Source organism: Streptomyces sp. HUAS MG91, from assembly GCF_040529335.1.
In the GTDB taxonomy this organism is placed as follows: Bacteria; Actinomycetota; Actinomycetes; order Streptomycetales; family Streptomycetaceae; genus Streptomyces; species Streptomyces tabacisoli.
On the sequence record NZ_CP159534.1, the window covers coordinates 6734052 to 6758310 of the forward strand.

Below are 24259 nucleotides of genomic sequence, written 5' to 3' on the forward strand. Positions count from 1 at the left end.
CGAAGGGCCCGAGCCGGATCTCCGGCTCGGGCCCTCTTCACGTCGCCCACAGGTCAACGGCGGGCGCCCGCCGTCCACTTGGGCGCACCGTACTGGTACGCGCCCAGGCTCGGCGCCGGATCCGTGGACCCGCCGTTGACGCCCGGCACCGCGAGGCCCACGTTGCGGGCCGGCGAGTCGGCCGCCAGCCGGTAGTCGTGCCCGGCGGCGTCCACGAAGCGCGGGTCGACCGTCTCCAGCATGTTGTGGTCGGCCACCAGCCCGCCGGCCGAGGCGCCGTCCAGGCCCTTGATCGGGCCGATGTTGTTGGCGATGTGCGTGCCCGTGGACTGGCCGGCCTCCTTGACGTAGAAGAGCGTCATCCCGCCGGTGTTGTTGTACACGCCGTTGTCGTGCGAACCGGTGCCCAGACCGTTCAGCATCACCGTGCCCTCGCGGTTGCCCCAGCCGACGTTGTTGGCGATGACGAGATCGCTCTGCCCGTTGTCGGCGTAGACCCCGGAGATGCCGAACGTCGTGGACGTGGTGGTCGGCGACGGGTCGTGCAGCACGTTGTGGTCGATGGACGTGCCCATCATGTACGCGCTGCAACAGGTGTAGATCGCGGCCACGTCCAGGCTCAGCCGGGCGTACCCGGAGATGTCGTTGTACGCGATCGTGTCCTTGCCCGGGGTGAGGCCGTCCACGGTGTTCCACTGCAGGTTGATGCCGCTGCGGCCGACCCGCGAGATGGTGTTGTGGGTGACCGTCTGGCTGTTGCCCTGCACGGCGATGCCGGCCGCGTAGGTGCCCATGTAGTCCACGTCGTGGATCACGTTGTCGGTGGCCGTGTTGTTCTGGCCGCGCAGCGCGACCCCGTTCCCGGCGCTCAGCGACAGATCGCTGTTCACGATCTTGTTGTACGTGCCGTCGAGGACGATGCCGGTGTCACCGACGCCGCGCGTCACCGTCGACCCGCAGTCCGTCGCGCCCTGCGTGATGTTCGTGTAGTGCGACAGGTACGTACCGGTGATGCCGTCGAGGGTCACGCCCGTGCTGCCGGCGCCGGTCCTGATCGTCGTGGCGAACAGCTTGACGCCCTTGACCGTGGTGTGGCTCGCGCCCGTCAGGTCGAAGCCCAGGGTGCGCCGCTTGACCTGCACCGTGTGGTTGTCCGGGTCGTCGTCCCCGTACACGTAGAGCCGCTTGGCCGTCGGGTCGTAGAACCACTCGCCGGGGTGCGCGAGTTCACCGATCTTCCCGGACAGGGCGTACCGCGTCTCCTTGGGTACGACCTTGTGGACGCACGGCGGCGCCACGTCGAGGGTCACCGAGCCGACCGCCGAGCTCTGCACCGTGCCGGTGGCGGAGATGTACCAGTAGCCGGTGAGGGCACGCGCGCCGTTCCAGTATCCCGCCGGGCGGGTCAGGTCCGCGTCGGCGATCGTGGCGTCCGCGCTGCCCGCACCGGCGTACTGGAGCGTGGGGTTGAGCAGGTCCGTGCCCGGATAAGGCCATTGGGCCTCGATGTCCATCTTCTTGTCGGTGAACACCTGCACCGTGGACACGTCGGAGCCCAGGTCGACATCGGTGCTGTAGATGTGTCCGGCCGCCACCGCGTCGCTGAACTGCGAGTCGGCCGCGTACGGGTCCTTCTGGGCGATCGCGGTGACGTCGGCGGCGGTGACCGGGTCGAAGCCGGTGACCTTGGAGGCGCCGTTCACCGTCACGTCCGCGCCCACCGCGGCCCGGTAGGTGATCGGCTGCGCGGCGGTGCCGGAGCGGGCCGGGACCACCGTCTCCTCGTAGTTGCCCGACACGATCTCGCAGGTGTCACCCGGCACCATCACGTCCGCGCACTTCTGGATGTGCCGGAAGGGGTTCGTGGCGTTCGTCCCCGGGTTGGCGTCGTCGCCGTAGGGGCCGACGTAGTAGGTCGTGGCCGCCTGGGCGCCGGCCGGACGGGCCGCGGCCGGATGCCCGGCCGCGACCACGGTCAGCGCGGTGAACAGGGCGGCTGCGGACAGATGTCTCCATCTCCTGGGCACTGCGTGATCCTTTCCTCTGGGGACGACAAGAGACGGTCAGCCCTTCACGGCACCGACCGTGAGACCGCTGATGATGTGGCGCTGCATGTAGATGAAGAAGATGACGACGGGCGCGACCGCGAGCAGCAGGTTCGGGAACACCTTCGTCAGGTCCGTCGAGTACTGGCTGATGCCGGCGTAGATCGCCGTCGTCACCGTGTAGTGCCCGGAGGACGGGCTGAGCAGGATCTGCGGGGAGATGAAGTCGTTCCAGATCCCTATGGAGTTGAGGATCAGCACGGTGACCACCGCCGGACGCATCAGCGGGAAGATGATGGTCCAGAAGGTGCGGTAGCGGCCCGCGCCGTCGATCGTCGCCGCGTGGTCGATGTCCACCGGGATCGTCCGGATGAACCCGACGAACAGGAAGATGCTCACCGGCAGCGTGGACGCCACGTCGTGCGCCACCAGACCCGTCACCGTGTTCGCCAGACCGATCTCCCGCAGCACGTAGATCACCGGGATGATCACGGCAGCGCCGGGGATGAACGTGCCCGCGAGGAAGTACAGCAGCACCAGCTGCGTGCGCTTCTTCAGGCTGCGGGCGATCGCGTACGCGGCCGGTCCCGCCAGCACGATGCACAGCACGTCCACCATCACGACCAGGAACAGCGTGAAGCCGTAGCCGCCGATCACGTTGAACTGCGGGCTGCTGATCGCCGCGCCCATGTGCTCGAAGGTGAGCCCGCCGAGCGGGATCGAGAACGGGTTGTCGAGGATCTCCTGCTGCGACTTGAACGCGTTGACGATCAGCAGATAGATCGGCACGACCATCACGACGAACAGCACCCCGAGCAGCGCCCAGCGCACCGGCGACCGGCTCTCCTCGCGCTCGACGCTCCCGCCGCCGTCGTCCCGGCCGGCGGGCCGGGCCTTCGGCCGCTTGCGGGCCGCCGCCTCGGGATCTGCCTCTAGTACCACCACCACCGGCTCCTCACCGACCTGTCGCTGCCTGGTCCTGGCGGTTGCGCAGCGCCGTCACGAAGAGGGCGAGCACGGCGGACACCACCATCAGGAACACGGCCTGAGCGGTCGCGTAGCCGACCTTGGTGCCCTCGAAGGACCGGGCGAGAATGAGATACGTGAACGTCTGCGTCGATCCCGCGGGACCGCCGCCGGTGAGGCTGACGACGATGTCGTAGGCCCGGATCAGCCCCACCAGATTCAGCACCGTCGCCACCGTCACCACGGGCGCGATCATGGGGATCACGACCCGGGTGTTGATCTGCCGCTTGCTCGCGCCGTCGATCGCGGCGGCCTCCAGCAACTCGGCCGGGACGGTCTGGAGCGCCGCCACGAACAGCACCACGTTGAACCCGAAGCCCGCCCACACGATGACCCCGATCAGGGAGATCACCGCGAACTTCTCGTCGAAGAGGAAGCCGACCGGCTCGATGCCGAACTTGGCGAGGGTGTTGTTGATGGCCCCGTTCGTCCCGAGGATCGCCGCCCACAGATAGCCGAGGATCAGCGCGCTGATCACGTGCGGGAAGTAGGCGACGGCCCGGAAGAAGGAGTTGGCGCGCGAACGCCCCTTGAGCGCGAGCGCGTAGACCAGCCCCAGGCCCACCATCAGCACGGTGCCGACCACGGAGATCAGGCCGGTCACGTACCAGGCGTCGGACGAACTCGGGTCGTCGAACAGGTGCTTGTAGTTGTCGAGTCCGATGAACGCGGCGGTCGAGAAGCCGTCCCAGTCGGTGAGGCTCAGATACACCGCCACACCGACCGGTACGACCGTCATCACCGTGTAGAGCAGGACCGCCGGGCCCATCATCCCGAAGGAGAGCGCCGACTCGCGCAGCCGGACCCGGCGGCGGACGCGCCGCTGTGTGTCGGTCAGCCCTGCGAGTTCCACCACTTGTCCAATCCGTCGGCGACGGCCTTGGGGGACGCGCCCGTGTACAGGGACTGGATCTGCTTGTTCAGCTCGTCGCTGTACCCGGCGATCGGCGTGTTCGCCCCCGACTTCACGATCACCGACGGCGTCTTGTCGAGGATCTTCTGCACGGAGGTGCCGAGGCTCGACATGGGGTACGAGAAGCCGGAGCGCAGATTGCCGTCCGAGGCCAGCTGGCTCTTGATGGCCTTCGGGTCGGTGGTCGCCCACTTCACGAAGTCGATCGCCTCGGCCTTGTGCGGCGACTTGTTCACCACGACGTACGGGTTGGAGATGTTGCCGAACTGGCCGGACGGGTAGGCCCCGTCGGTCGGCATGGAGAACACCCCGATGTTGTCGCTCTTCTTCGCGGCGTCGGCGGCGGGCACGAAGTACGAACCCATGATGTACATCGCCGACTTGCCGTTCAGGAACGCCGTCTGGCCGTCCGCGTAGGTGACGCCGAGCGCGCTCTTCTCCAGGTAGCCCTTGTCGATCCAGCCCTTGTACTGCTTCAGGTAGTCGACGTAGCCGCTGTCGGCGAAGGAGACCTTGCCCGCGGTGCGCTGGGCCGTCCACTTGGGGTTGTCGGTGAGGACGCCCGCGTCGGCCATCATCGAGAACTGCGAGCCGGTCACCCACTGGCCGGCCGTCTGGAGCGGCTTGTAGCCCGCGCCCTTCAGCTTGCCCATGGCCGCCGTGAAGTCGTCCATGGTGCGGATCGTCGAGGCGTCGAGTCCGGCCTTCTCGAAGGCGGCCTTGTCGTAGAAGACGAGCGACTGTATCTGCTCGCCCACGCCGACCACATAGCGCTTGCCGCCCACGGCGTACTGGCCGGCCAGCGGCGTCTTGGCGGTCCAGGACTCGTCGCTCAGGTCGGCGAAGAGCGAGGCGGTCTCGGCGGTCGGCACGATCTGCTGGGCGACGTCCGGCGGGTCGCCCGCCGCGAGGTCCTGCCGCAGCTTCGCGTCGGCCGAGATGGTGCCGGTCAGTTCGAGCTTGACCGTCACTCCGGGATGCGCCTTCTCGTACCGGGCGAAGAGGTCGTTCCAGTACTTCTCCGTCAGGTTCGGCGTGATGTTCACGATGACGCGGAGGGTCGTGCCCCCCGCGGCCTGGTCGGATCCGCCGCCGCAGGCGACGGCCGACGCCATCACCAGGGGAGCCACGGCGAGTCCGCAGGCACGGCGCCACATTGTTCTCATCGGGACACGCTCCGTTGCGTAGTCGTGAATAATCGATAGCTGGTGTTCAGTCGCAGGCTTCCCGGTGGAGCAGCGAGTGGGAGGTGGCCCGAGGGTGGGGGGGAGACGGGGGACGGTGCCCGCGTCTCAGCGACTATCGTCTATCGATTGCTGATGCTATGGCTGGCACTTCGGTAGTTCAAGGGTGCTGCACCAACCAACCACCGGACGCGGAGCGCGCCTTGGGTCCCCGGGGTGCGCACGGTGAGCGTGAGCCGGGTCAGAACCTCTCCCCAACTCCTGGTCAGCAGCGGATCGTCGAGCTTTCTGGGCTCGACGACGGCGGTGGCCGCCCCGGGGTCCCAGCGCATCTCCAGACCGCGGCCGCCGTCCGGGGAGGCGACCGTGGCCCAGCCGTCGCCGTGCTCGACGTGCCCGGCCAGGACGTGCCGCAGCGCGACCTCGGGCGGCCCGTCCCGCCAGCGGTCCTCGACGCTCACGTACGCGGCCGGGGTCTCCGGGGACGCCCGGGTGAGGCGCACCGTGCGGTCCCAGCGGCCGACCGTGCCGGGAGGATGGACGCCGCTCAGCTCGGCGCTGAACTCCGCCGCGAGAGCGTGGAGTTCGACGCCCACCTCGCGGGCCCGGTACGCGGCGCCGGGACACTGCCCGGTGCCCGGTTCCGGCACGTTGTGCCAGCCGCTGGTGAACGGCCAGGCCGCGTAGCGGTCCGGGCCGAAGGTCCGCGCCGTGTACGTGGGCCGGCCGACGTCCACCACCAGCGGCCGGCCGTCCACGGCCACCCAGTACGAGCCGACGTCCAGGTGGTTGTGGTGCTCGCCGTTGTGGCCGCCCTTCACGGCGAGCGTGAGCCCGTCGGTGCTCCCGGCCGCCTCGCGGGCCACCAGGACCTGCAACCGCGGCAGCCAGGTCTCCCGGGCCGGCCAGGACGGCTCCGGCGCGGGCCCGGTCACGGCCCGGCACCAGTCCGGGTCGGCCAGTGCGGCCAGTGCCCTGCCCAGACCCGCCCGCGGGGGAGCGGCACAGCCCTGCCGCCGCGCCCCGGCCAGCGCGTGCGCCACCGTGTCCGGCTGCCCGAGCCGCCCGCCCCAGCGGAACGCCACCTGCCAGGGCTGGCGGGTGTCCAGGCGGGCGGGCGCGTCCCCGACGTTCACGTACCAGTCGGCGCCGAAGTGCATCCGCCGCGGATACTTCAACAGCTCTGCCAGCAGCGGGAGTTCACGGGCGTCGAGCGCCGGTCCGCCGGCGTCGGCGAGCAGGTCGAGGATCTCCAGGAGGCGGCAGGCGCCCGCCCACCAGTAGGAGATGCCCTCGTCGATGCCGCCGTCGTCGGGCAGCACGCGGACATAGTGGTCCAGGCCCTCGACGACCCGCGAGACGAGCCGGGTGCGGCGCGCCCTGTTGTCGGGGTTGTCGGGGTTGTCGGGGTTGTCGCACAACAGCAGCGCGGCGGCCAGGACCGCGCCGAGGATCCACGGATTCCAGTTGTTGGCCCCGCCGTCCGCGCCGAGCCACGGCCAGTCCCCGCGCCGCTCGAAGGGCCCGAGCAGCCGCCGGTCCACCTCCCGCCGCAGCCGCCGCCGCAGGCCCGGCGCGCGCCGGTCGAGGTGCGGGCCGAGCGCGTGGTCCGCCCAGGCGAACAGCGCGGCGACCTCGGCGGCGCCCAGGTCCGGGTACGGATCGTCGGGGTCCGGCACGACCTCGCCGCGCGCCGCCGCGAACCGCTCGTGCGGCGCCCAGCACCAGGTGCTCGCCTCGGCGAACGCCACGAGCCCGTCGACCGCCGCGTCCAGGTGCGGGCAGGCGCCGGGCGCCGGGTCGGCCGCGTCCGCCGACTCGCCGGTCAGGACGGCGGCCAGGCACAGCAGGGAGATCCGCTCCTGCAACCGCCAGGCCGCGTCCTCGTACGCGCTCCGGTTCCCGTCGCGCAGCGCGCGGGCCCAGGCACCGGCCGTCAGCCGGGGCGCCGCACGCCCCAACTCCGCGGCCGCGTCGTCCAGTACGCGCTCGCGCAGCGGCCCCGGCACGGCGTCCCACACCTCGCGGCGGGTGACGTCGGGCACCACGAGCCGGGCGGTCGGCGCGGCGAGCGCCCCCTCCGGAAGGGGCAGCAGGCGCGCGCTCAGCGGACCCGGCGCGCCGGGCACGGACTCACGCATCCGCGTCGGTGTCGTCGGTGTCGTCAGGGGTGAGCTCCAGCTCGATCACCGGCAGCGGCACGTCCGGCCGCGCGATCGGCAGCGTCAGCGTCAGCGTGCCCGGCGGCTGGTTGTGCGGCGCCAGGTTGTTGTGCTCGGGCGGCGCCTGGTCGATCTCCTGGAAGCGGATCTCCGAGCCGTCGTGCAGGAACTGGGCGTACCGCACCCGCCCGGCGAGGCCCGGCAGATGGAGGTGCTTGAGGGGCCAGGCGAGCAGATGCAGATACAGGTACCGGCCGCGCCGGGTGTACAGGGCGCCCGGCGGCGGCGGATACGCGCTCGGCCCGGCGCCCCGCACCGACCGGATGTTCAGCGTGCTCCACTCCGCGACGGCCCGCAGGGTGTCGCGGGCGCGCGGGTCGAGGGCGCCCCGGCCGGTCGGGCCGACGTTCAGCAGCAGATTGCCGCCGCATGCCACGGACTCCACCAGCATCCGTACCAGCAGCGCCGGGTCCTTGTAGTCGTGGTTGTCGCGGTCGTACCCCCACGAACCGTTCAGCGTGTGGCAGGCCTCCCACAGCACCCGCTCGCCGTCCCGCTCCAGGGGGCGGTCGGGCTGGTACTGCTCGGGTGTCACATAGTCGCCCGGAACGCCGAGCCGGTCGTTGACGAGGATGTCCGGCTGCAACTCACGGACGAGCGCCATCAGTTGCTCCGCGCCCCATTCCTCCGGGCCCTTCTCCGGGTAGCTGAAGTCGAAGAACAGCAGGTCGATGTCGCCGTAGCCCGTGAGCAGTTCGCGTATCTGGCCCTCCATGTACGCGCGGTAGCGGGCCATGTCGCGCGGCTCCCGCTCGGCGTTCGTCCCGCGCAGCGGGTGGTGCTCGTCGACCGTGAAGTCCGGGTGGTGCCAGTCGAGCAGCGAGTAGTACAGGCCCACCCGCAGCCCCTCGGCGCGCATCGCGTCCACGAACTCCCGTACTAGGTCACGGCCGGTGGCCCGGACCGAGGTGTAGTCGGTGAGCGCCGAGTCGAACAGGCAGAAGCCGTCGTGGTGCTTGGTGGTCAGCACCGCGTACCGCATGCCCGACTCCCGCGCCTGCCGGGCCAGTTCACGGGCGTCGAAGAGTTCCGGGTCGAAGCGGTCCAGATAACGGTCGTACGCCTCCTGCGACATGGCCTCCCGGCTGCGCACCCACTCGTGCCGCGCCGCCATGCTGTACAGGCCGAAATGAACGAACAGACCGAACCGCGCCTCCTCGAACCATGCGGTGCGGGAGGGGAGTTGAGGCGGGTCGGTAAGGGCACCGGGCACGGGGAGCTCCTGACACATGGGCGGTGTGAACAGCATTGACAGCACTAATCGATTGGCTGTTATCTACCATCGATAGGCGATGATGTCACTGGCGTTGCGTGCGACGAGCGCGCGGAGAGGCACGTGCATGCACCCGAATGGGGAGAACCACGGTGGCTACGAGTCGATGCGGGCGCCGGTCCACACCGCGTCCTACACCCGGCCCACCGCACGGATGGTGGAGGCGCTGCGGGGCGTGAGCGCGGCGACCGCCTGCGCGAAACTGCACCAGATGGGCATCACCCGGACGTTCATCGACGGCCCCGTACCGCTGCACCGCGAGCCGGACGTCAAGATCACCGGCGGCGCCGTGACCCTGCAGTTCCTGCCGCAGCGCGAGGACGTCTTCAACGGCGCGGAGCAGGAGGACATCGAGCGCAAGACCCCGCTGTGGGGCGTCCTGGAGTCGGTGCGGCCCGGCGACGTGCTGGTCGTCTCCGCGCACGGCAGCCACTTCACCGGCTGCCTCGGCGACATGCTGGTGCGCTACTTCAAGCTGCGCGGCGGCGCCGGCATCGTCGTCGACGGACGGGTGCGGGACGCGGCCCGGATCCGGGAGCTCGGCGTGCCCGTCTGGTGCACCGGCGTCACCCCGCACTACGCCTCACAGACCGAGCTGTTCCCCTCGGCGTTCAACGTGGCGGTGGGCGTGGGCGGTTCACTCGTCACACCCGGCGACCTGATCGTCGCCGACGAGGACGGCGCGGTCGTCGTCCCGCAGGACAAGGCGGTGCCGCTCGCCGAGGACTCCCTGCTGCACCAGGACCGGGAGGAGTTCGCCCGCCTCCGCCTCGACCAGGGCGCACGGCTCTCCGACTACTACCCGCTCAGCGGCGACAGCCTGACGGAGTACCGCGCCTACGTGGCGAGCCGCGCCGCCGACTGACCCACGGGGGGGCTGCCGCGCAGCCCCCTCGCACGCCGCAGTCCCGCTGAACCGACCGGCCGCCGCCTCGTCCCCGGCGGCCTGTGCGATGCATCCGCTCCCGCCCGCCGCCGAAGGGTGGCGAAACGCGCATTCCGTGCGCAGGCGGACCGACGGCAGTCGCCGTGCGGAACGAGTGGGATAATGCGTTCATGCGTGCGTCTTTGCAGGTCACAGTTGACTGCGACCCGGAGCTGTCGACCATCGTCGTCACCGGGGACTGTGACGAGGACTCCGAGTACCTGTTGACAGAAGCTCTCGCGAAGGTCTTCGCGGTGGAGCCCCGCGTCCTGGAAGTCGACGTGAGCGGGGTGGGATTTGGCGACTCCACCCTCCTGCACGCTCTGTTGCAGGCCCTGCACACCCAGTCCAGCCGTCAGCGGCGGCTCGCGCTGCGCAGCCCGCTCGGTGAGGCGGTCGAGCGGTTGCTCACCGTCACCGGAACCCTGGACGTGTTCGAGCGCTGCGTGGTGGACGGGGCGTCGCCGCAGGACGGTTCGCCGCGCGGGCCCGGGGCGACTCTCGGAGGGCACGAGCGTGCAGAGTGAGGGATTTGCGCAGGCCAGTGGCGCTCGCGGCCGACGAGGGCAGGAGAGCGACATGAGGCCAGAGCACTCGGACGGCCGCGAGGTCTCCTGTCCACCGACACCGTTCGCCGCCGCACCGCTCACCCTGTCCGGCGCGGAGACGCGTGAGGTGGTCCGTCATGCCGTCCTCGCCTGCCTGAACGGCGACGCCCCCGAGACGCCCGCGACGCGGAACCTCCTGGCGGAGGCGCAGCTGGTCTGTTCCGAGCTGGTGTCGAACGCCCGCCGTCACGGTGGGGGGCTCTACTGGTTCGAGGCGCACGCCCGCAACGGTCTCGTCGTGATCGAGGTGGGCGACCGCAGCACCCGCACGCCCCGGTCGCCGCGGCGGGACGCCACGGAACCGGGCGGCTTCGGCTGGGAGCTGGTGCGGCGACTGTCCGAGCGGGTCGAGGTGACGGTCCGGCCCGACGGAGCAGGGAAGATCATCAGGGCGGTCATCCGCGTCGTCTGACCCCGCCGACCGTGCGGCGCGCCCCCGGGACCGGTCAGCGCGGCAGCAGCGGACCCAGCGGACCCAGGTCGATGTTCAGATCCTCGGGAGCGAGGTCGTAGCGGTCGCGCAGCTCGGCCATCCGGTCCTCCAGCAGCATCAAGGTCAGGCCGACACGCTCCTCCTGATCCTCCGTCAGATCGCCCGTGTCGAAACGGCGCAACGCCTGACGTTCCATCAGCTGCCGCAGCAGCTCCACGATGGTCAGTACGAGCTTCATCAGATCGCGCTCCACCGTGTCGTGGTCGATCTGGACCCTTCCGCGCGGAGCGGGCTCGTCGTGTGTACTCACAGCAGGTCTTCCCAGGGCGAGGGGACATTCTCGTTCACCGAACTGATCAGGGCGTTGAGATTGATCCGCACGAGATCCACGTCGGCGATGCGCAGGGTGACGTCTCCCGCGAGGACCACTCCGCCCGCGAGCAGCCGGTCGAGGAGGTCGACCAGGGCGATCTCCCGCCGTTCGATCACGGTCATCGCGTCCCCCCTGCCGCAGGCCGGGCCTCGGACCGCTCCTCGGGAGGAGTGGAGAAGGAGTAGGCGGCCCACGGGCCGGTCAGCTCCACGCGCAGGCCGGGGGCCCGTTCCGCGTCCCGGTTCACGTACTCCACGAAGGACTCCGCCTCCGAACGGTGCACCAGGTAGGCCGCGTTGAGGACATTGCGGCCGGACGAACCGCTCAGCTCCGAGTTCTGCGGGGGGTGGATCCGGGCGTCGTCGGCGCGCCCGGCCAGCGCGTCGTGCAGTTCCTGCGCGAAGGTCTCCGCCAGCCGCCACGCGTCGTCCCGTTCCGTCCGCTCGGCGCGGCGGCGGCGGAGGAAGTCGCGGCCCGAGCCCGAGGCGAGCGCCGCCGAGGAGAGGCGCTCCCGCCGGCCGCCGTTCGGCGCGGCGGAGGCACCGGTGGGGGTGGGCGTGCCGTCCTGCCCGGTCTGCGAGGCCGTCTCCACATGCACCTTGACACCCCATTCCACCCGGTCCCGCAGGCGGTCGAGAGAGGCACGGAAGCGCTCCGCCTCTCCCTCGAGCATGGCCCGTACGCCGCTGTCGTCGTGGAACACCGTCGCCAGACGCAGGGGGAGCGGGCTGGCGACCGAGGCCAGCGCCGCGATCACGGACTGGTGCGCCCTGGCCGTCTCGGACAGCCAGTCGAGATTCTCCAGGTTCCGGCGCAGTGCCGTCTCGGCGAACTGCTCGGCGGGCACATGACCGACCACGGCGGTCAGACCGGCATGGGCGATCAGGTGCGGGGGAGCCCCCGCGACGCCGGTCACATCCGAGGCGAGCGGGGCGTCGAGGGAGTCGCAGACCGCGTAGACATAGCGCAACTCAGTCACGTGACGTCTCCGTTTCGTGGGCCGGGTCGAGCGAGTCCTGCGCCCGGGAGTCCTCCAGAGCCGCCAGTCGCTGTCTCAACTCGGCGTTCTCGCGGGCGAGTTCCTGGTGCCGGGCGCCCGAGGACAGTGCCGGATCGTGCTCCCACCAGTCGATGCCCATCTCCTTGGCCTTGTCGATGGAGGCGACGATCAGACGCAGCTTGATGGTGAGCAGCTCGATGTCGAGCAGATTGATCTTGATGTCACCGGCGATCACGATGCCCTTGTCGAGAACGCGCTCGAGGATGTCGGCGAGGTTGGCCCCCGAACTCCCGCCGCCGAGAGGGGAGTCGGGGAAGCTGTTCGCGGGTCCCATCAGCGGCCTCGCGCCCCGGCCGGCTCGTGACGCTCGGGCGCGTCCTCGGCGTCCGCGTCGTAGTCGTCCTCGTCCTCGGCGTCCTCGTACGCGCCCTCGTCCTCGTACTCGGCGTCGTCGTACTCGGCCTCGTCCTCGTACTCGGCGTCGTCCTCGTCGTCCTCGTAGGCCGGCTCGTCCTCGTCGACGTACTCCTCGGGGTCCTCCCCGTCCTCGTAGTCGTCGTACTCCTCGGCGTCGTCCTCGGCGGGCTGCTCCTCGGCCTCCGACTCCTCGGACGCGTTCCGGGCGTTCTCCTCTTCCTCCTCGGCCACGGCGTCCTCGTGGGTCCGCACGACCTCGCCGTCCTGGATCTCGCCGCGCCATCCGTCGCTCGCCTCTCCCTTGATGGAGATGAAGCGGGCGAAGTGCTTGAGGTCGAGGCGGGCACGCCGGCCCTGGGCGCGCCAGATGTTGCCCGTCTTCTCGAACAGGCCCTTGGGGTAGTACTCGATGATCAGCAGGACGCGGGTGAGGTTCTCGCCCAGCTCGTGGAAGGTGACGACACCCTTGGTGGTGCCCTTGGCGCCCTCCGAGGTCCAGCAGATGCGCTGGTCGGGGACCTGCTCCGTGGTGTGCGCCTTCCAGCTCCGGCTCGACCAGAAGATCTTCATCTGCCAGTCGGAGGTGACGTCGTCCGCGCGGTTGGCGTTCTTCACACCGCGGGCGAACGTGGAGAACTCCTGGTACTGGGTCCACTGGTCGTACGCGGTGCGGACGTTCACGCCGACGTCGATGCTCTCGAGGATGACCGTCGGCTTCTTGCCCCCGCCGGCCTTGGACTTGCCCTTGCCGCCCTTGCCGAACATCCCCTTGACCCCGCTGACCAGGTTGTCCTTGAGATGTCCCGCGCCGACCTCGACGGCGCTGCGCAGGGGGCCCTTGCCCTCGGCCAGCTTCCGGCCGCCGTCCAGGGCCAGCTTGGCGAATCCGGGGCTGTTGCCCTCGGCGATGTCGTTCAGCTTGGTCGTCGTCTGGCCCAGCTTGCGTCCGGCGCCGGTGAGCAGGCGGGTCGCCTGCGCGGCGAGATAGTCCTGGGCCTCGGCCTTGAGCCGGTCCGCGGCCTGACTCTTGGCCAGGTCCTTCAGCGGGTTGGTGGCGGGCAGCTCAGCCATTGCCGCGCTCTCCCTTCGCGCCGCCGCGCGGGGCACGCCGCGCGGCTCCGGTGGACTTGCGCGCCGTCGACGCCGTCTTCTTGGCGGCCTGACCGCTCTGGGTGCGCTTGCGCGGCGCGGCCTTGCGCTCACCGGACGGTGCGGACTTCTTGGCCGGGGTCCGCTTGCGGGGAGCCTGCCGGCCGGAGTCCTTCGCCTCGGCGTCGTCGGCACCGTCGTCGCCGGAGTCCTGCGCGCTGTCGTCCTCCTGGCTCCCGGCCGTGTCCCGCTTCTTCGAGGCGGCCTTGGTGGCCTTGCCGCTCAGCCCGCCGGTGGCCTTGTCCGCGGCCTGCTCGACGTCGTCCGTGTCGGGCGCCACCCCCGCGATACGGTCGCGGACACCTTCGGTGCTGCTGTGCAGCTTGGTGGCCAGACCTTCCATCTGCCGTTCGAGGATGGCTCCCGTGGCCGCCTTGCCGACGCCGCGGAAGTCCTGGCGGAGCTGGCCGCCTATCTCCTTGAACTGCGGGTTCTTGTCCAGCTGGGTGCGCACCAGGTCCATCACCATCTTGGGGCTCAGCTGCATCTTCTTGCCCGCGACCATGGTGCCGACCGCGAAGGCCAGCTTCAGCTTCTTGGTGCGGCCGAGGAGGTACCCGGCGCCTACGGCGAGGCCGAGAGTGGCTCGGTTGTTCATGATGTGTGATCCGTTTCCGCGCGCCGTGTCACGTCACGCGCCTGTTTGTCTCGTGCGGCTGGCTTCCAGTCGGTCGAGGAGCGCGTCCTCCTGTCGGTCGAATGTCTCCTCGTCGATCTCGCCCGCCTCCAACTGCTTCTCCAGCGCGGCCAGTTGCTCCTGGATCGCCGAGGGGTCGTAGTACTGACGCTCGGCGTCGGCGACCACCTGGTCCAGGACCCACATGGAGCCGCGCACGGGAGCAAGCGGGAGCAGGAGCACCTCGCTCAGCAGTCCCATGGGGCGCTCAGCCCACCCCGGCCGTCGCCGGCTTCTCTTCCACGAAGCTGTACGGCGGAAGCGGCCCGTTCACCCGGAAGACGACGTGCGGGTTCTCCTGCCGGAACGCCTCCACGGCCTCCAGCAGGTGCTCGGAGGAGGACCGGTCGACCAGGAAGGAGAGGTTGGTGATCCAGCCCGTGCTGTCGGGCGCGGCACTGACGGCCTCCGCGTGCGGCTCCAGCGCCGCTCGCACCGCCGCGGAGTCCCGGGCCTCGCGCTGCTGGACCGCACCGGCGACCGCTTCGCCGAGCCGCAGCTTGTCCTCGTGGCTGCCGCCGCCGGCCTCGCGGTTGCGGGTCAGCAGGGCGCGCAGGTCGGCGTTCTCCGCCATGACCGCGTGCAGCACGGCCTCCTCGTCGTGCTGGGCCTTGACGTTGTACTCGACCCGGTCGCGCAGCGCCGTCAGCCGCTCCTTGTAGTGCTCCGTGCGCTCTTCGAGGGCGGCGGCCACCGCCGCGTCGTCGTCGGCGACACTCCCGAAGCGCATGGGCAGCACCGTCCCGCCGCCCCCGGCCTCGGACAGCACGTTCTGGTGCGCCAGCAGGTCGCGGCGCTTGGGCCGCAGGCTCTCGGGCGCGTCGCTGACCAGCGCGAGGAGGCCGCCGCCGGTGACCGTGCGGACGGTGCGCGCCGGGCTTCCGATGCCCTCCATGCCGTCGGGCAGGCTCGGGTGGCCGGCGTCGGCGATGCCGTAGACGTAGGTGCTCATTCCTGCTCCTCCTTGCGGCTCGACGTGCGGCGCTGACGCGTCCGGGACTGGCTCTTGCCCTCGTCACGGGCCTGGCTGAACGCGTCGGATATGGTCTCCGCCGCCCCGGACAGGGCGCCCTTGGTCTTGCCGTGGGCGCCGGACTCCATCGTGTCGCCGATGATGTCCGTCAGGCCGGAGGGCTTCTTGCTGCCGGTCTCCAGGTCGAGCCGGTTGCAGGCCTCGGCGAACCGCAGGTAGGTGTCGACGCTGGCGACGACGACGCGTACGTCGATCTTGAGGATCTCGATGCCGACCAGCGAGACACGGACGAACGCGTCGATCACGAGCCCTCGGTCGAGGACCAGTTCGAGAACGTCGTAGAGGCCGCTGGTGCCTCCGCCTCCGCCTCCGGCGTTCTGTGTCGTGGCGACTGTCATGGGTGGTTCCTCCGATTTCTGTCGGTGGTCGCGTACTTGTCCGGGCCCCGGCCGGGGCCCGGCATCAGGAGCGACGGTCGTCGGACCGGCCGCGTTCGTAGCGCCTGACCCGCTGATAGCCGGTGAGCATTCCCTCGTGATCGAGGGTGACCTCGTAGCTCGCGAGCAGACTCATCGTGTCGGGGACGCGTTCGAGTTCCAGGACCTCGACCTCCAGTCGCCAGCCGTCGTCGACAGCGGCGAACGTCGATACCGCGTCGACCGGCTTGCCGGTGAGTTCGTGCAGTTGGTCCCGTGCTTCGCGAATGGCCTCCGCGGGCCGAAGCCTCCTGCGCCGACGCGGTGCCGGCGACTCGGTGTCCTTTCGGGAACCGGAACTACGTGTCCCGCTGCCGGTTGTCTTCTTGCGCGTGCCGGACTCGGCATCCGCCGATTGTGAAGAGTTCGTCATATGGGCCTCCCGCCCCCTGTGCCCGTGAATTACTGGCTAAACCTGAAATCCCGTGGACCGATGTGACACCCCTGGCCCAGGGCCTGCTTGAAAGATCATTTGATGGTGCGCGGTGGACCGGGCGGCGCCGGGAATCTCAGATACCGGCTGCCCCGTCGCTATCGGGTTACGGCACCGGACGGGAATGTTTCTGCCGACGGTGTGAAGGCCCGGAAAGGTTTCCGCCCGTCGGGGTGCGTGCGGGTCCCGCCCGTGGGACATGCGGGATGAATGACAGACACCACAGATGAGTACGGCCCGTCCGAAGCCGTCGAGCGGCGCGCTCCCGACTCGCCCACCGAGCTGTCCGAACATGCCTGGAGGGCGGTGCTCAGGAGGAGTATCCGGGAGTTCCAGGAGGACGAACTCGTCGACCGCGCGGCAAGTCTGACCTACTACGGCGTGCTGTCGATCTTTCCCGCACTTTTGGTCCTGGTGGCGGTTCTGGGCGTGGTGGGGGAGAACGCCACTCAGAAGGTGCTGAAGGGACTGGAGACACTGGCACCGGGCCCCGTTCGGGACATCCTCACCAAGTCCGTCTCCCAGCTGCAGGGCAATGCCGGAACCGGTTCGGTGATGGCCATTGTCGGACTCGTCCTCGCCGTCTGGTCGGCTTCGGGATATGTGGGGGCGTTCATCAGGACGGCGAATCAGGTCTACGACGTACCGGAAGGCCGGCCCTTGTGGAAGATTCTTCCGCTCCGGCTCGGACTCACCGTCGCTCTGATGGCTCTCGCCATGGCGAGTGCGGTGATCGTCGTCTTCACCGGAGGCATCGCCAAGAGCGCGGGCGGCGCGTTCGGCATCGGAGACACGGTGCTCGCGATCTGGTCCGTGGCGAAGTGGCCGGTACTGGCGGTGCTCCTGGTGCTGATGATGGCCCTCCTTTTCTGGGCGACCCCCAATGTGAAGGGCCGGGGATGGCGCTGGGTCACCCCGGGCGGAGGTGTCGCCCTGCTCATCTGGCTGGTGGCATCCGCCGGTTTCTCCGTCTACGTGTCCGGCTTCTCCTCGTACAACAAGACCTACGGGACGATGGCGGGCGTCATCGTCTTCCTCGTCTGGCTGTGGCTCACGAACCTCGCCCTGCTCCTCGGGCTGGAATTCGATGCCGAGATCACCCGGCAGCGCGCCTTGACCGCCGGACATCCGGAGGACGCCGAGCCCTTCGTCGAGCCCCGGGACACCCGGGCCTGGGACGAGCGGGACGAGGAGCGCGCGAGCTGAGCCGTCCGGTGCGCCGGACGTGGCGCACGCCCGAAGGCCTCAGCCCACAGGCGAGGAGCCGGCCACACGATGGTGGCCGGCTCCTCGCCTGTGGGCGTCGAGCGCTCGCACGTGCGATCAGAACCGTCCGCCGGTCCACCGGGTGATCGGGCCGTGGCCGCGCCGAGCGCTCGCCCGGCCCAGCGCGTAGGCGCCCGCCAGCCCGGCGAGGACACCGCCGCCGGCGCTCGCCGCGATCGCCTTGCGGTGCTTGATGACGCTCCAGGCCGTCGTCGCGGCCTGCACGGACTTGGCCGGAACGGTGGACAGGAACGCGCCGCCCGCCTTCGCCTTGGAAGCGAGCGCGCCCACCTGAACGGCGCCCTTCTCGCGAAGGTCCGCGGCTGTCGACGAGGACTTCTCGGCCGCCGACGACGCCTTGGAGGCGGCGGACCTGCCGGCCGATCGGGCCGCCGTGCCGGCCTTCGTGCTCTGTGCGGTCTGGTTGGTCTTCGTGGTTTCAGCCATGCACTCCGTCTGGCCGAGACCGCTCCGCTCAAACAGATTCGTGAAAGGAACATGGCGCAGATGCGTGGACGGCGTGGACGGCGGGGGCGCGCACGCGCGAGGGGCGGCTCCCGGAGATCCGGGAGCCGCCCCTCGCGCATGGGTGCGCCGGTGCTAGTGCTTGCCGACGTCCTTCGTCTTTTCCTTGGCCTGGCGGGCATCGCCCTTCATCTGCTCCGCACGGCCCTCGGCGGTGAGCCGCTCGTTGCCCACCGCGCGGCCGACAGCCTCCTTGGCGGAGCCAGTGGCCTGCTCGGTCTTCGCCTTGGCCTTCTCACTGGCGGTCATATCTGCTCACGCTCCCTGAATTTCAGCGTTCTGTGTGCACAGTCCGTCTGACCGTCGCATTCCGTTGTAAACCTCAGTAATTGACGTTCTGTGGCAGGAACCTCAGCAGCCCCAGCCCATCCCACCGGAGGCGGGATGCGCCGGGCGCCTCCGGTGTGCGAAGGTGCTGACCATGAAGTCCGCGCACGTTGAAGTGGTGCTTGACCTGCAAGAACGCATAGCCGTTGTCCACCTGGGCGGCGATGTGGACATGGAGGACGTACCCGACACGGTGGACGCCTTCACGACGGCGCTCCACGACACCTCGACCGTCGGAACGCTGATCGACCTCTCGGCACTGGACTTCGCCGACAGCGCGCTGGTCAACCAGCTCCTCGCGACCTGCTCGGGCCACGAGGTGAAACGGCGTCCGCTGATGATGTGCGGTCCGCTGATGCCCGTGGTGCGGCGCGTACTGGAGATCACCGGGACGGACATGATCCTGCCGCTCGCAGTCGACCGGCGCGAGGCGATCGAATGGCTGCGGAGCGCCGGAACCGTCTGAGTCAGATCCTGGTGTCGTTCTCCGCCAGCAGACCGCTCCGCAGCTTGGCCACGAGCCGGCTGAGCAGGCGGGAGACATGCATCTGCGAACAGCCGATCTCTTCCGCGATCTGCTGCTGCGTGCGCTCTTCCACGAACCGCAGATGCACCAGAAGCCTCTCCCGGTCGTCGAGCCGGGAGATGAGCGGGGCCAGGGCATGGAAGTTCTCGACGAGCTCGAAGCGCTCGTCCTCCCGCCCGACGAAGGCCGCCAGAAGAGTGTCCGACTCGTCCGCCCCCGCGCTGACGGTCGCGTCCAGGGAGACGGAGTTGTAGCCGTTGGCAGCCTGCTGCACCTCGGCGACCTCGGCCGGGTCGAGCTGCATCAGCTCGGCCAGTTCCCGGGTGCTCGGCAGGCGTCCCAGCCGGGTCTGCAGCTCCTCGGTGGCCCGGGCCAGCTCGACACGGGCCTCCTGGAGCCGGCGCGGAACGTGCACGGCCCAGGAGGTGTCACGGAAGAAGCGCTTGATCTCGCCGACGATGTAGGGGACGGCGAACGAGGTGAACTCGACCTCGCGGGACAGGTCGAAGCGGTCGATCGCCTTGATCAGCCCGATGGTTCCGACCTGGACGATGTCCTCGCGCTGCTCGTCACCGCGGTACTTGAACCGCGAGGCCGCGTACTGCACCAGGGACAGGTTCATCTCGATCAGCGTGTTCCGGGCGTACTGATACTCGCGGGTGCCCTCTTCGAGCACGGAGAGACGCTCGAAGAAGTGGGCACCCAGCTCCCGGGCGTCACGGGGTGCTATGGACAACGGGTCCGCGTAGGCCCGCTCCACCAGCCCCGCGTCGACCGCTCGCCGCTCCGCTTGCTGCACTGCCGTGCCGGACATAAGTGTGGCCTCAATTCCTTTACTGAACAGACACATGATCTCCCCGTGCGGGGCCGGATACCCCTGACCCGGACACCTATACGTGCACGCCGCACCGGCCGCCGACCGCCGGATCTTTACCGGCGCCGGTGCGGTACACGGTCGTTATCGGGGTACGGGGGTCCGGTCATGCAGCGAAGAGGACGACGTGTCAGTCAGGGAGACGGTATGCGGGTCGAGGCCCAAGTCACCACCGGCAAGGGGCACGGCGTGCCCTTCGATGTGCTGATCCACGGTGCGCCCGCGGGGCTCGACCGGACGGCCGCGCGGACGATCGACGAGGCCCGCCGTCTGGTGGCGCAGATGACCGAGCTGTCCGCGCAGGCCCCGCCTGGGTCCGTCATGGTCGACCTCGTCGCCGGCGACTCCGCGGCCGCCCGCGCCATTCAGGAGGACAGACTGGGCGCGGGCCGTTCCTTCGATCCGGAGGAAGCCCGCGGAAGACACCGGCGCGGCGAGTACCGGGCCGCGAGCTGACCGCGCCTCAGAGCTGCGGCGCGAGCGGGAGCGCCAGCGCGGCCGTGACCGTCTTGCCCCACGCGTCCGTGGTGACCTGGAGGCGCGAGCACAGGCTGCGCACCATCGCCCAGCCGTAACACCCCGGCTGGCCCGCCTCGACGTCCAGCGCGCGCGGACGCACCACACTGCTGTCGCTGACCCGGAGCTGGAGTTCGTCGCTGTTCAGACGGATGCTGAAGCGGGTCACGCCGCCCGCGTGCCGGAGCGCGTTCGCTATCAGCTCGCTGACCACGAGCAGGGTGTCGTCGCGCAGCTGCCGCGCCGCGGGCAGCGGAAGGCCGCAGCAGACCTCCGCCAGCACCGACCGGACCTGGGATCTGGCGTCGGCGCTGCTGATGCCGGGCTCCTCCGTTGCGTCCGCAACGCTCATGGCGGCCTCGCTCTCATCCTCGTACGGGCTCGGTGGCGACCGGAGGTCGTGTGCTTCCCCTCGGTTGCCCCGCATCACCGGCCCCACACGCCCCCGCCCCTCGGGGGTACGGCTCCGAGGACGCGCCAGGAATGCCCGCGCCGCCGGAGCACGCATGCATGCGCTCCGGCCGGGCACTGGGGTCGCGAACCATCGTGTCGGGCGCCCAGCCCACGATCAGATTGGCAGACGCGCATGCTTCTCGCGCATCCCGCGGTCCTGAGCCGGCTCCTGGAGCAGTACGCGGCCCTCCTCGCGCTGAACGCCCAGGAAGGCTCTCCCGAAGCGCAACGCCGGATGGAGGACATCGCCTACACGCTGTGCGTGACCACCGGCACCCGGGACATCGACAGCGCCCTCGTCGCCGCGCGGCATCAGCTGCCCGGGGCCCGTCCGGGGGACGACTCCGTCCTGGGCGACACCGCCCAGCGGGTTCCCGGCGAGGCAGCCGAGGCCGACATCGTCCCAGCCGTCGTCGCGACCTCCGCGGAACCGGACGCGCTGACCCGGCCGGAGACCACGCCGGCGGCCTGAGCGCGCGTGCACACCGATTCGCTCGCGCGCGCCCGTGTCACGGGCGAATGCGCGGGCACTGGCAGGGGCATGGACACACCCTCGGCCGCGCGTGACGAGCGCTTCATGCTCCTGGACGCCTTCTCACTTCCGTCGCCTCTGCACGGCAGTGACTGCATGTGGTGCGGCCTCACACGCGAGAGCGGGCAGGCGGCGGCCGGGTCCCCGCAGGAACCGGAGACCGGCGCCGCGCCGGGCCCGCACGGAGCGCCGTAGCCCTCCGTCGGCCACAGGGGGCCAGGAACGAGGAGCAGACGGAGCACGTGAGGAAGATGCGCGGCGGATGGACGTGGCTGCGGCGAGCGGCCGGCTCGTCCGGCCACGAACGCGACACGGTTCTGCTGATCGGCAAGTGCGTGCTGGCATCCACCCTGAGCTGGTGGATCGCGCACGCCGTACTGGACGCGACGTCACCGGCGTTCGCGCCGTTCTCGGCGGTCCTCACGATGAACGTGACCGTCTCCCAGTCCCTGCGGCAGACGCTGCGCTACGTCGCGGCGGTCGTCGTCGGGGTCGGTGTCCAGGCGGTGATCGGGTTCACGGCCGGGCCCGACCTGTTCGCGTTCGCGCTGGTCGGTGCCATCGCGCTGAGCCTGGGCCAGTGGCACCGGCTGGGCGAGCAGGGCCCACAGGTCGCCACCGCCGCGTTCTTCGCGTTCTCCACCTACACCGCGGCCGCCACCAACGGCGACCGGGTCGCGCAGCTGGGGCAGATCATTCTTCTCGTGCTCATCGGCTGCGGCATCGGTCTGGTCGTGAACCTCTGCATCGTCCCGCCCTTGCGGTACCGCAGCGCCGAGCAGGGGCTGCACGTGCTCGCCCGGGAGATGGAGTCGCTGCTGGACGACATGGCGGACGGCCTGTGCAGCGGGGACGTGGACGCCGACCGCGCCGATCGCTGGGTGACGGCCGGTGAGCGGGTCCAGGCAGCGGTCGGCCAGGCCCGGGCGGGGCTCGACATGGCGGAGAGCAGCGTGAGGCTCAATCCGCGCCGGTTCCTGCCGGCCCATCGCAGCCATCTCACCTTCACCCGGTACCGACAGAGCCTGAGCGCCATGGAGCGCGCGGTCTACCAGCTGGCCTCGCTGACCCGCGCGCTGGGCCGCTGGCGGGACACCGAGAACACCTACACCTACGGACCCGCCCTCGCGGCCTACTCCGACTTCGCCGCGTGCCTGCGTGACATCGCACACGTCATCACGGAACTCGACGCCGATTCGCTCGCCGACCAGACCGCCACGATGTGCGAACTCGCCACCACGGCCCAGGAAGCCCTGCGAAAGGTCCTGGACGCGGCCGACCGGAACGGACTGCCCCTGGCCGACGCGTCGCGGCCCTACGGCGCCCTCATCGTGGAGGCGACCCGGCTGATGGAGGAGTTCCAGAACACCTGCGACGTGCTGAAGGACACCGCCGCGTGAAGCACCACGACATCACGGCGGCGCGAGGTCTCCCGAGCGGACGTACGGGGTCCTCCGGTGCGCGCCCGCACGCGGGTGTGCGAAGGTACGGGCCATGACATCAGGCAGAAGCGACACCCGCATTGAGCAGCACGGAAGCGTCACCGCGGTGACGCTGTCCGGCGAGGCGGACCTGCACAACCTCGCAGAGGTCGTCGAGGCGTTCGCCCAGGCGCTGAGTGACCCGCACACCAAGGGCACCGTGATAGATCTGTCGGCCCTCACCTTCGCCGACAGCGTGCTCCTCAACCAGCTCCTCAGAGCACAGACCGATCACCGCGCCGAGGGGCGGTCGCTGCGCATCGCAGGTCCTCTGCACCCTGGCGTCGAGCGACTGCTGCAGATCACGGGCGCCGACGAGATCCTCGACGTCGCGGCGGACCTGGAGACCGCCCTGCGCGAATTCGACGTGAGGCGCGGCTGACGGCCCGGCCGTCCGGCACACCGGGCTCCGCCCGTGTGCCGCGGCTCAAGGCGGGCAGTCGGGACGGACACACACCCGCACAACAGACCGAACGCGACCCACAAGGCAGAAAGGGGCCGGGATGGCGACCCCGCCCGGACACGGGACCACGAGCCTGACCTGCCCCGAAGCACGCAGCCACGTCAGATCGGTGCTCCAGCCACTGTGCGACACGCTCCCCGAACAGCAGGCCGCCCTGCTGCAACAGGACGCCTGCCTGATCACCAGCGAACTGGTCACCAACGCGATGCTGCACGCGGGTGGCGTCAGGGAGTTCGACGCCGGCCTCCAGGGCCAGGTACTGACCATCCGTGTCAGCGACCACTCCACCACCCCGCCGACGCCGCGACCCCACGCCCCCGCGGTGCCCGGCGGCCACGGCTGGCTCGTCGTCCAGCGGCTCAGCACCGACGTCTCGGTCGAACCCGACGCACACGGCAAGACCATCCGCGTCACTCTCGACGCCTCCCGCATGACCGGCTGAGACACGTGACCGGCCGAGACACGTGACCCGCTGAGACAGGTGACCGGCCGAGACCCGCCGGCCCCGCGTTCCGCGGTGCGTGCGGCAGGAGAATCCGCCATGCGTGGCCTCGTCCCGAGGGGGTACCGAAGCATCGTGCCGCAGCCCGGAAAGACCGTGGCCCACCCGCGGGACCGGAAAGAGAGGTTCGCATGTCCGCGTCGCTGCTGGAGACCGTCGATCTGGACGCACCCGTCGCCGTCGCCTGGGAGCTGTGGAGCGATGTGTCGCGGTGGCCGGCCTTCCTGAGCCATGTCCGGCTGGTGGAACGCCTGGACGAGCGCCGGTTCGCCTGGCAGCTCGAACTGCCGGGCGCCGACAAGAACTTCGTCGCCGAACTGACCGAGACGATTCCCGAGGACCGGATCGCGTGGCGCACCGTCGAGGGCGTGGAGCACGCGGGAGTCGTCACCTTCCACCGGCTCAGCGCGACCACGAGCCGGGTCACGCTGCAGATCGAGTACGACCCCAAGGGGTTCCTGGAACGTCTCGGCGCGCTGACCAACCTCGATTCCACCCTGGCCAACTACGACCTCGGCGAGTTCCAGAAGCTGGCCGAGACGGCCGCACGGGAACGGCAGTCCGGCTGAGCCGTTTCCGGCGCGCCGACGCACGCCTTCACGCGGCCCGCGAACAGGCCCTTGCCGTCGGCCGCGGTTCGGAGATGTCCCGTTATCAAGAGCGCTGGG

The 24259-nt window shown here is 70.0% G+C and carries 31 protein-coding genes and 1 pseudogene; 12 read left to right on the forward strand and 20 right to left on the reverse strand.

Annotation, left to right across the window (positions count from 1 at the left end; translation table 11 throughout):
* Positions 1–53 precede the first annotated feature (53 nt).
* The 6 genes from ABII15_RS30490 to ABII15_RS30515 all read right to left on the reverse strand — a co-directional run bounded on the left by ABII15_RS30490 (position 54) and on the right by ABII15_RS30515 (position 8603).
* Complete coding sequence (locus ABII15_RS30490; RefSeq protein ID WP_353945479.1) at positions 54–2027, reverse strand: right-handed parallel beta-helix repeat-containing protein; 1974 nt, start codon at positions 2025–2027, stop codon at positions 54–56.
* A 36-nt stretch (positions 2028–2063) separates the two neighbouring features.
* Positions 2064–2990: a carbohydrate ABC transporter permease gene (locus ABII15_RS30495; RefSeq protein WP_353945480.1), complete on the reverse strand. Its 927-nt coding sequence runs from the start codon at positions 2988–2990 to the stop codon at positions 2064–2066.
* 10 nt (positions 2991–3000) lie between these two features.
* The gene (locus ABII15_RS30500) at positions 3001–3927 is read right to left on the reverse strand and encodes a sugar ABC transporter permease (protein WP_353945481.1); all 927 of its coding nucleotides are present in this window, start codon (positions 3925–3927) and stop codon (positions 3001–3003) included.
* The gene (locus ABII15_RS30505) at positions 3906–5150 is read right to left on the reverse strand and encodes an extracellular solute-binding protein (RefSeq protein WP_353945482.1); all 1245 of its coding nucleotides are present in this window, start codon (positions 5148–5150) and stop codon (positions 3906–3908) included. The genes ABII15_RS30500 and ABII15_RS30505 overlap by 22 nt, the downstream gene beginning before the upstream one ends.
* 140 nt (positions 5151–5290) lie before the next feature.
* Positions 5291–7309 (reverse strand): heparinase II/III family protein, encoded by a 2019-nt coding sequence (locus tag ABII15_RS30510; protein WP_353945483.1) that lies wholly within the window; start codon positions 7307–7309, stop codon positions 5291–5293.
* Positions 7302–8603: an alpha-L-fucosidase gene (locus tag ABII15_RS30515; RefSeq protein WP_353945484.1), complete on the reverse strand. Its 1302-nt coding sequence runs from the start codon at positions 8601–8603 to the stop codon at positions 7302–7304. The genes ABII15_RS30510 and ABII15_RS30515 overlap by 8 nt, the downstream gene beginning before the upstream one ends.
* A gap of 127 nt (positions 8604–8730) precedes the next feature.
* Between ABII15_RS30515 and ABII15_RS30520 the strand changes: the two genes are divergently transcribed.
* The 3 genes from ABII15_RS30520 to ABII15_RS30530 all read left to right on the forward strand — a co-directional run bounded on the left by ABII15_RS30520 (position 8731) and on the right by ABII15_RS30530 (position 10608).
* Positions 8731–9528 carry a ribonuclease activity regulator RraA gene (locus ABII15_RS30520; RefSeq protein ID WP_353945485.1) on the forward strand — a complete coding sequence of 266 codons (798 nt, stop codon included), beginning with the start codon at positions 8731–8733 and terminating at the stop codon, positions 9526–9528.
* Positions 9529–9719: 191 nt separating this feature from the next.
* Positions 9720–10115 carry an STAS domain-containing protein gene (locus tag ABII15_RS30525; protein ID WP_353945486.1) on the forward strand — a complete coding sequence of 132 codons (396 nt, stop codon included), beginning with the start codon at positions 9720–9722 and terminating at the stop codon, positions 10113–10115.
* 52 nt (positions 10116–10167) lie between these two features.
* On the forward strand, positions 10168–10608 hold the full coding sequence (locus tag ABII15_RS30530) for an ATP-binding protein (protein ID WP_353945487.1): 441 nt from the start codon (positions 10168–10170) through the stop codon (positions 10606–10608).
* A 34-nt stretch (positions 10609–10642) separates the two neighbouring features.
* Here ABII15_RS30530 and ABII15_RS30535 read toward each other — a convergent pair whose 3' ends face one another.
* From ABII15_RS30535 to ABII15_RS30580, 10 genes are all read right to left on the reverse strand, one after another.
* Positions 10643–10939 carry a gas vesicle protein K gene (locus ABII15_RS30535; protein ID WP_353945488.1) on the reverse strand — a complete coding sequence of 99 codons (297 nt, stop codon included), beginning with the start codon at positions 10937–10939 and terminating at the stop codon, positions 10643–10645.
* Entirely contained in the window at positions 10936–11124 is a 189-nt protein-coding gene (locus ABII15_RS30540; RefSeq protein ID WP_353945489.1) for a gas vesicle protein, read from the reverse strand. The genes ABII15_RS30535 and ABII15_RS30540 overlap by 4 nt, the downstream gene beginning before the upstream one ends.
* Entirely contained in the window at positions 11121–11981 is an 861-nt protein-coding gene (locus ABII15_RS30545) for a GvpL/GvpF family gas vesicle protein (RefSeq protein WP_353945490.1), read from the reverse strand. The genes ABII15_RS30540 and ABII15_RS30545 overlap by 4 nt, the downstream gene beginning before the upstream one ends.
* Positions 11974–12336 (reverse strand): gas vesicle protein, encoded by a 363-nt coding sequence (locus ABII15_RS30550; protein ID WP_353945491.1) that lies wholly within the window; start codon positions 12334–12336, stop codon positions 11974–11976. Before ABII15_RS30550 ends, ABII15_RS30545 begins: the two co-directional genes overlap by 8 nt.
* On the reverse strand, positions 12336–13490 hold the full coding sequence (locus tag ABII15_RS30555; protein WP_353945492.1) for an SRPBCC family protein: 1155 nt from the start codon (positions 13488–13490) through the stop codon (positions 12336–12338). Before ABII15_RS30555 ends, ABII15_RS30550 begins: the two co-directional genes overlap by 1 nt.
* Entirely contained in the window at positions 13483–14166 is a 684-nt protein-coding gene (locus ABII15_RS30560) for a DNA primase (RefSeq protein ID WP_353945493.1), read from the reverse strand. The genes ABII15_RS30555 and ABII15_RS30560 overlap by 8 nt, the downstream gene beginning before the upstream one ends.
* A 33-nt stretch (positions 14167–14199) precedes the next feature.
* Entirely contained in the window at positions 14200–14445 is a 246-nt protein-coding gene (locus tag ABII15_RS30565; RefSeq protein WP_353945494.1) for a gas vesicle protein GvpG, read from the reverse strand.
* Positions 14446–14452: 7 nt separating this feature from the next.
* Positions 14453–15196 (reverse strand): GvpL/GvpF family gas vesicle protein, encoded by a 744-nt coding sequence (locus ABII15_RS30570; protein WP_353945495.1) that lies wholly within the window; start codon positions 15194–15196, stop codon positions 14453–14455.
* Complete coding sequence (locus ABII15_RS30575) at positions 15193–15615, reverse strand: gas vesicle structural protein GvpA (RefSeq protein ID WP_353945496.1); 423 nt, start codon at positions 15613–15615, stop codon at positions 15193–15195. Before ABII15_RS30575 ends, ABII15_RS30570 begins: the two co-directional genes overlap by 4 nt.
* A gap of 64 nt (positions 15616–15679) precedes the next feature.
* Positions 15680–16066: a gas vesicle protein gene (locus tag ABII15_RS30580; protein ID WP_353945497.1), complete on the reverse strand. Its 387-nt coding sequence runs from the start codon at positions 16064–16066 to the stop codon at positions 15680–15682.
* A 270-nt stretch (positions 16067–16336) separates the two neighbouring features.
* Here ABII15_RS30580 and ABII15_RS30585 point away from each other — a divergent pair, with 270 nt between their 5' ends.
* Entirely contained in the window at positions 16337–17332 is a 996-nt protein-coding gene (locus ABII15_RS30585) for a YihY/virulence factor BrkB family protein (protein WP_353945498.1), read from the forward strand.
* A 117-nt stretch (positions 17333–17449) separates the two neighbouring features.
* On the opposite strand, the gene ABII15_RS30590 is transcribed toward ABII15_RS30585, so the two are convergent.
* Complete coding sequence (locus ABII15_RS30590) at positions 17450–17839, reverse strand: hypothetical protein (RefSeq protein WP_353945499.1); 390 nt, start codon at positions 17837–17839, stop codon at positions 17450–17452.
* Positions 17840–17992: 153 nt separating this feature from the next.
* On the reverse strand, positions 17993–18166 hold the full coding sequence (locus tag ABII15_RS30595; protein ID WP_353945500.1) for a CsbD family protein: 174 nt from the start codon (positions 18164–18166) through the stop codon (positions 17993–17995).
* A 172-nt stretch (positions 18167–18338) separates the two neighbouring features.
* Here ABII15_RS30595 and ABII15_RS30600 point away from each other — a divergent pair, with 172 nt between their 5' ends.
* On the forward strand, positions 18339–18710 hold the full coding sequence (locus ABII15_RS30600; RefSeq protein ID WP_353945501.1) for an STAS domain-containing protein: 372 nt from the start codon (positions 18339–18341) through the stop codon (positions 18708–18710).
* Position 18711: 1 nt separating this feature from the next.
* Here ABII15_RS30600 and ABII15_RS30605 read toward each other — a convergent pair whose 3' ends face one another.
* Positions 18712–19584 carry a SigB/SigF/SigG family RNA polymerase sigma factor gene (locus ABII15_RS30605; protein WP_353945502.1) on the reverse strand — a complete coding sequence of 291 codons (873 nt, stop codon included), beginning with the start codon at positions 19582–19584 and terminating at the stop codon, positions 18712–18714.
* A gap of 207 nt (positions 19585–19791) precedes the next feature.
* On the opposite strand from ABII15_RS30605, the gene ABII15_RS30610 reads away from it, so the two are divergent.
* Positions 19792–20100 carry a hypothetical protein gene (locus ABII15_RS30610; RefSeq protein WP_353945503.1) on the forward strand — a complete coding sequence of 103 codons (309 nt, stop codon included), beginning with the start codon at positions 19792–19794 and terminating at the stop codon, positions 20098–20100.
* Between the two features lie 7 nt (positions 20101–20107).
* Here the strand turns inward: ABII15_RS30610 and ABII15_RS30615 are convergent, their stop codons facing one another.
* The gene (locus ABII15_RS30615) at positions 20108–20512 is read right to left on the reverse strand and encodes an ATP-binding protein (protein ID WP_353945504.1); all 405 of its coding nucleotides are present in this window, start codon (positions 20510–20512) and stop codon (positions 20108–20110) included.
* 234 nt (positions 20513–20746) lie between these two features.
* On the opposite strand from ABII15_RS30615, the pseudogene ABII15_RS30620 reads away from it, so the two are divergent.
* The 6 genes and pseudogenes from ABII15_RS30620 to ABII15_RS30645 form a co-directional block, all read left to right on the forward strand.
* Positions 20747–20965: pseudogene (locus ABII15_RS30620) on the forward strand (DUF5133 domain-containing protein); the annotation flags it as partial.
* Between the two features lie 189 nt (positions 20966–21154).
* Positions 21155–21340 (forward strand): hypothetical protein, encoded by a 186-nt coding sequence (locus ABII15_RS30625; RefSeq protein WP_353945505.1) that lies wholly within the window; start codon positions 21155–21157, stop codon positions 21338–21340.
* Between the two features lie 56 nt (positions 21341–21396).
* Entirely contained in the window at positions 21397–22545 is a 1149-nt protein-coding gene (locus ABII15_RS30630) for an aromatic acid exporter family protein (protein WP_353947251.1), read from the forward strand.
* Positions 22546–22639: 94 nt separating this feature from the next.
* Positions 22640–23008, forward strand: a complete 369-nt coding sequence (locus ABII15_RS30635) for an STAS domain-containing protein (RefSeq protein ID WP_353945506.1) — start codon at positions 22640–22642, stop codon at positions 23006–23008.
* Positions 23009–23129: 121 nt separating this feature from the next.
* The gene (locus ABII15_RS30640) at positions 23130–23531 is read left to right on the forward strand and encodes an ATP-binding protein (RefSeq protein ID WP_353945507.1); all 402 of its coding nucleotides are present in this window, start codon (positions 23130–23132) and stop codon (positions 23529–23531) included.
* 191 nt (positions 23532–23722) lie between these two features.
* The gene (locus ABII15_RS30645) at positions 23723–24160 is read left to right on the forward strand and encodes an SRPBCC family protein (RefSeq protein WP_353945508.1); all 438 of its coding nucleotides are present in this window, start codon (positions 23723–23725) and stop codon (positions 24158–24160) included.
* Positions 24161–24259 lie beyond the last annotated feature (99 nt).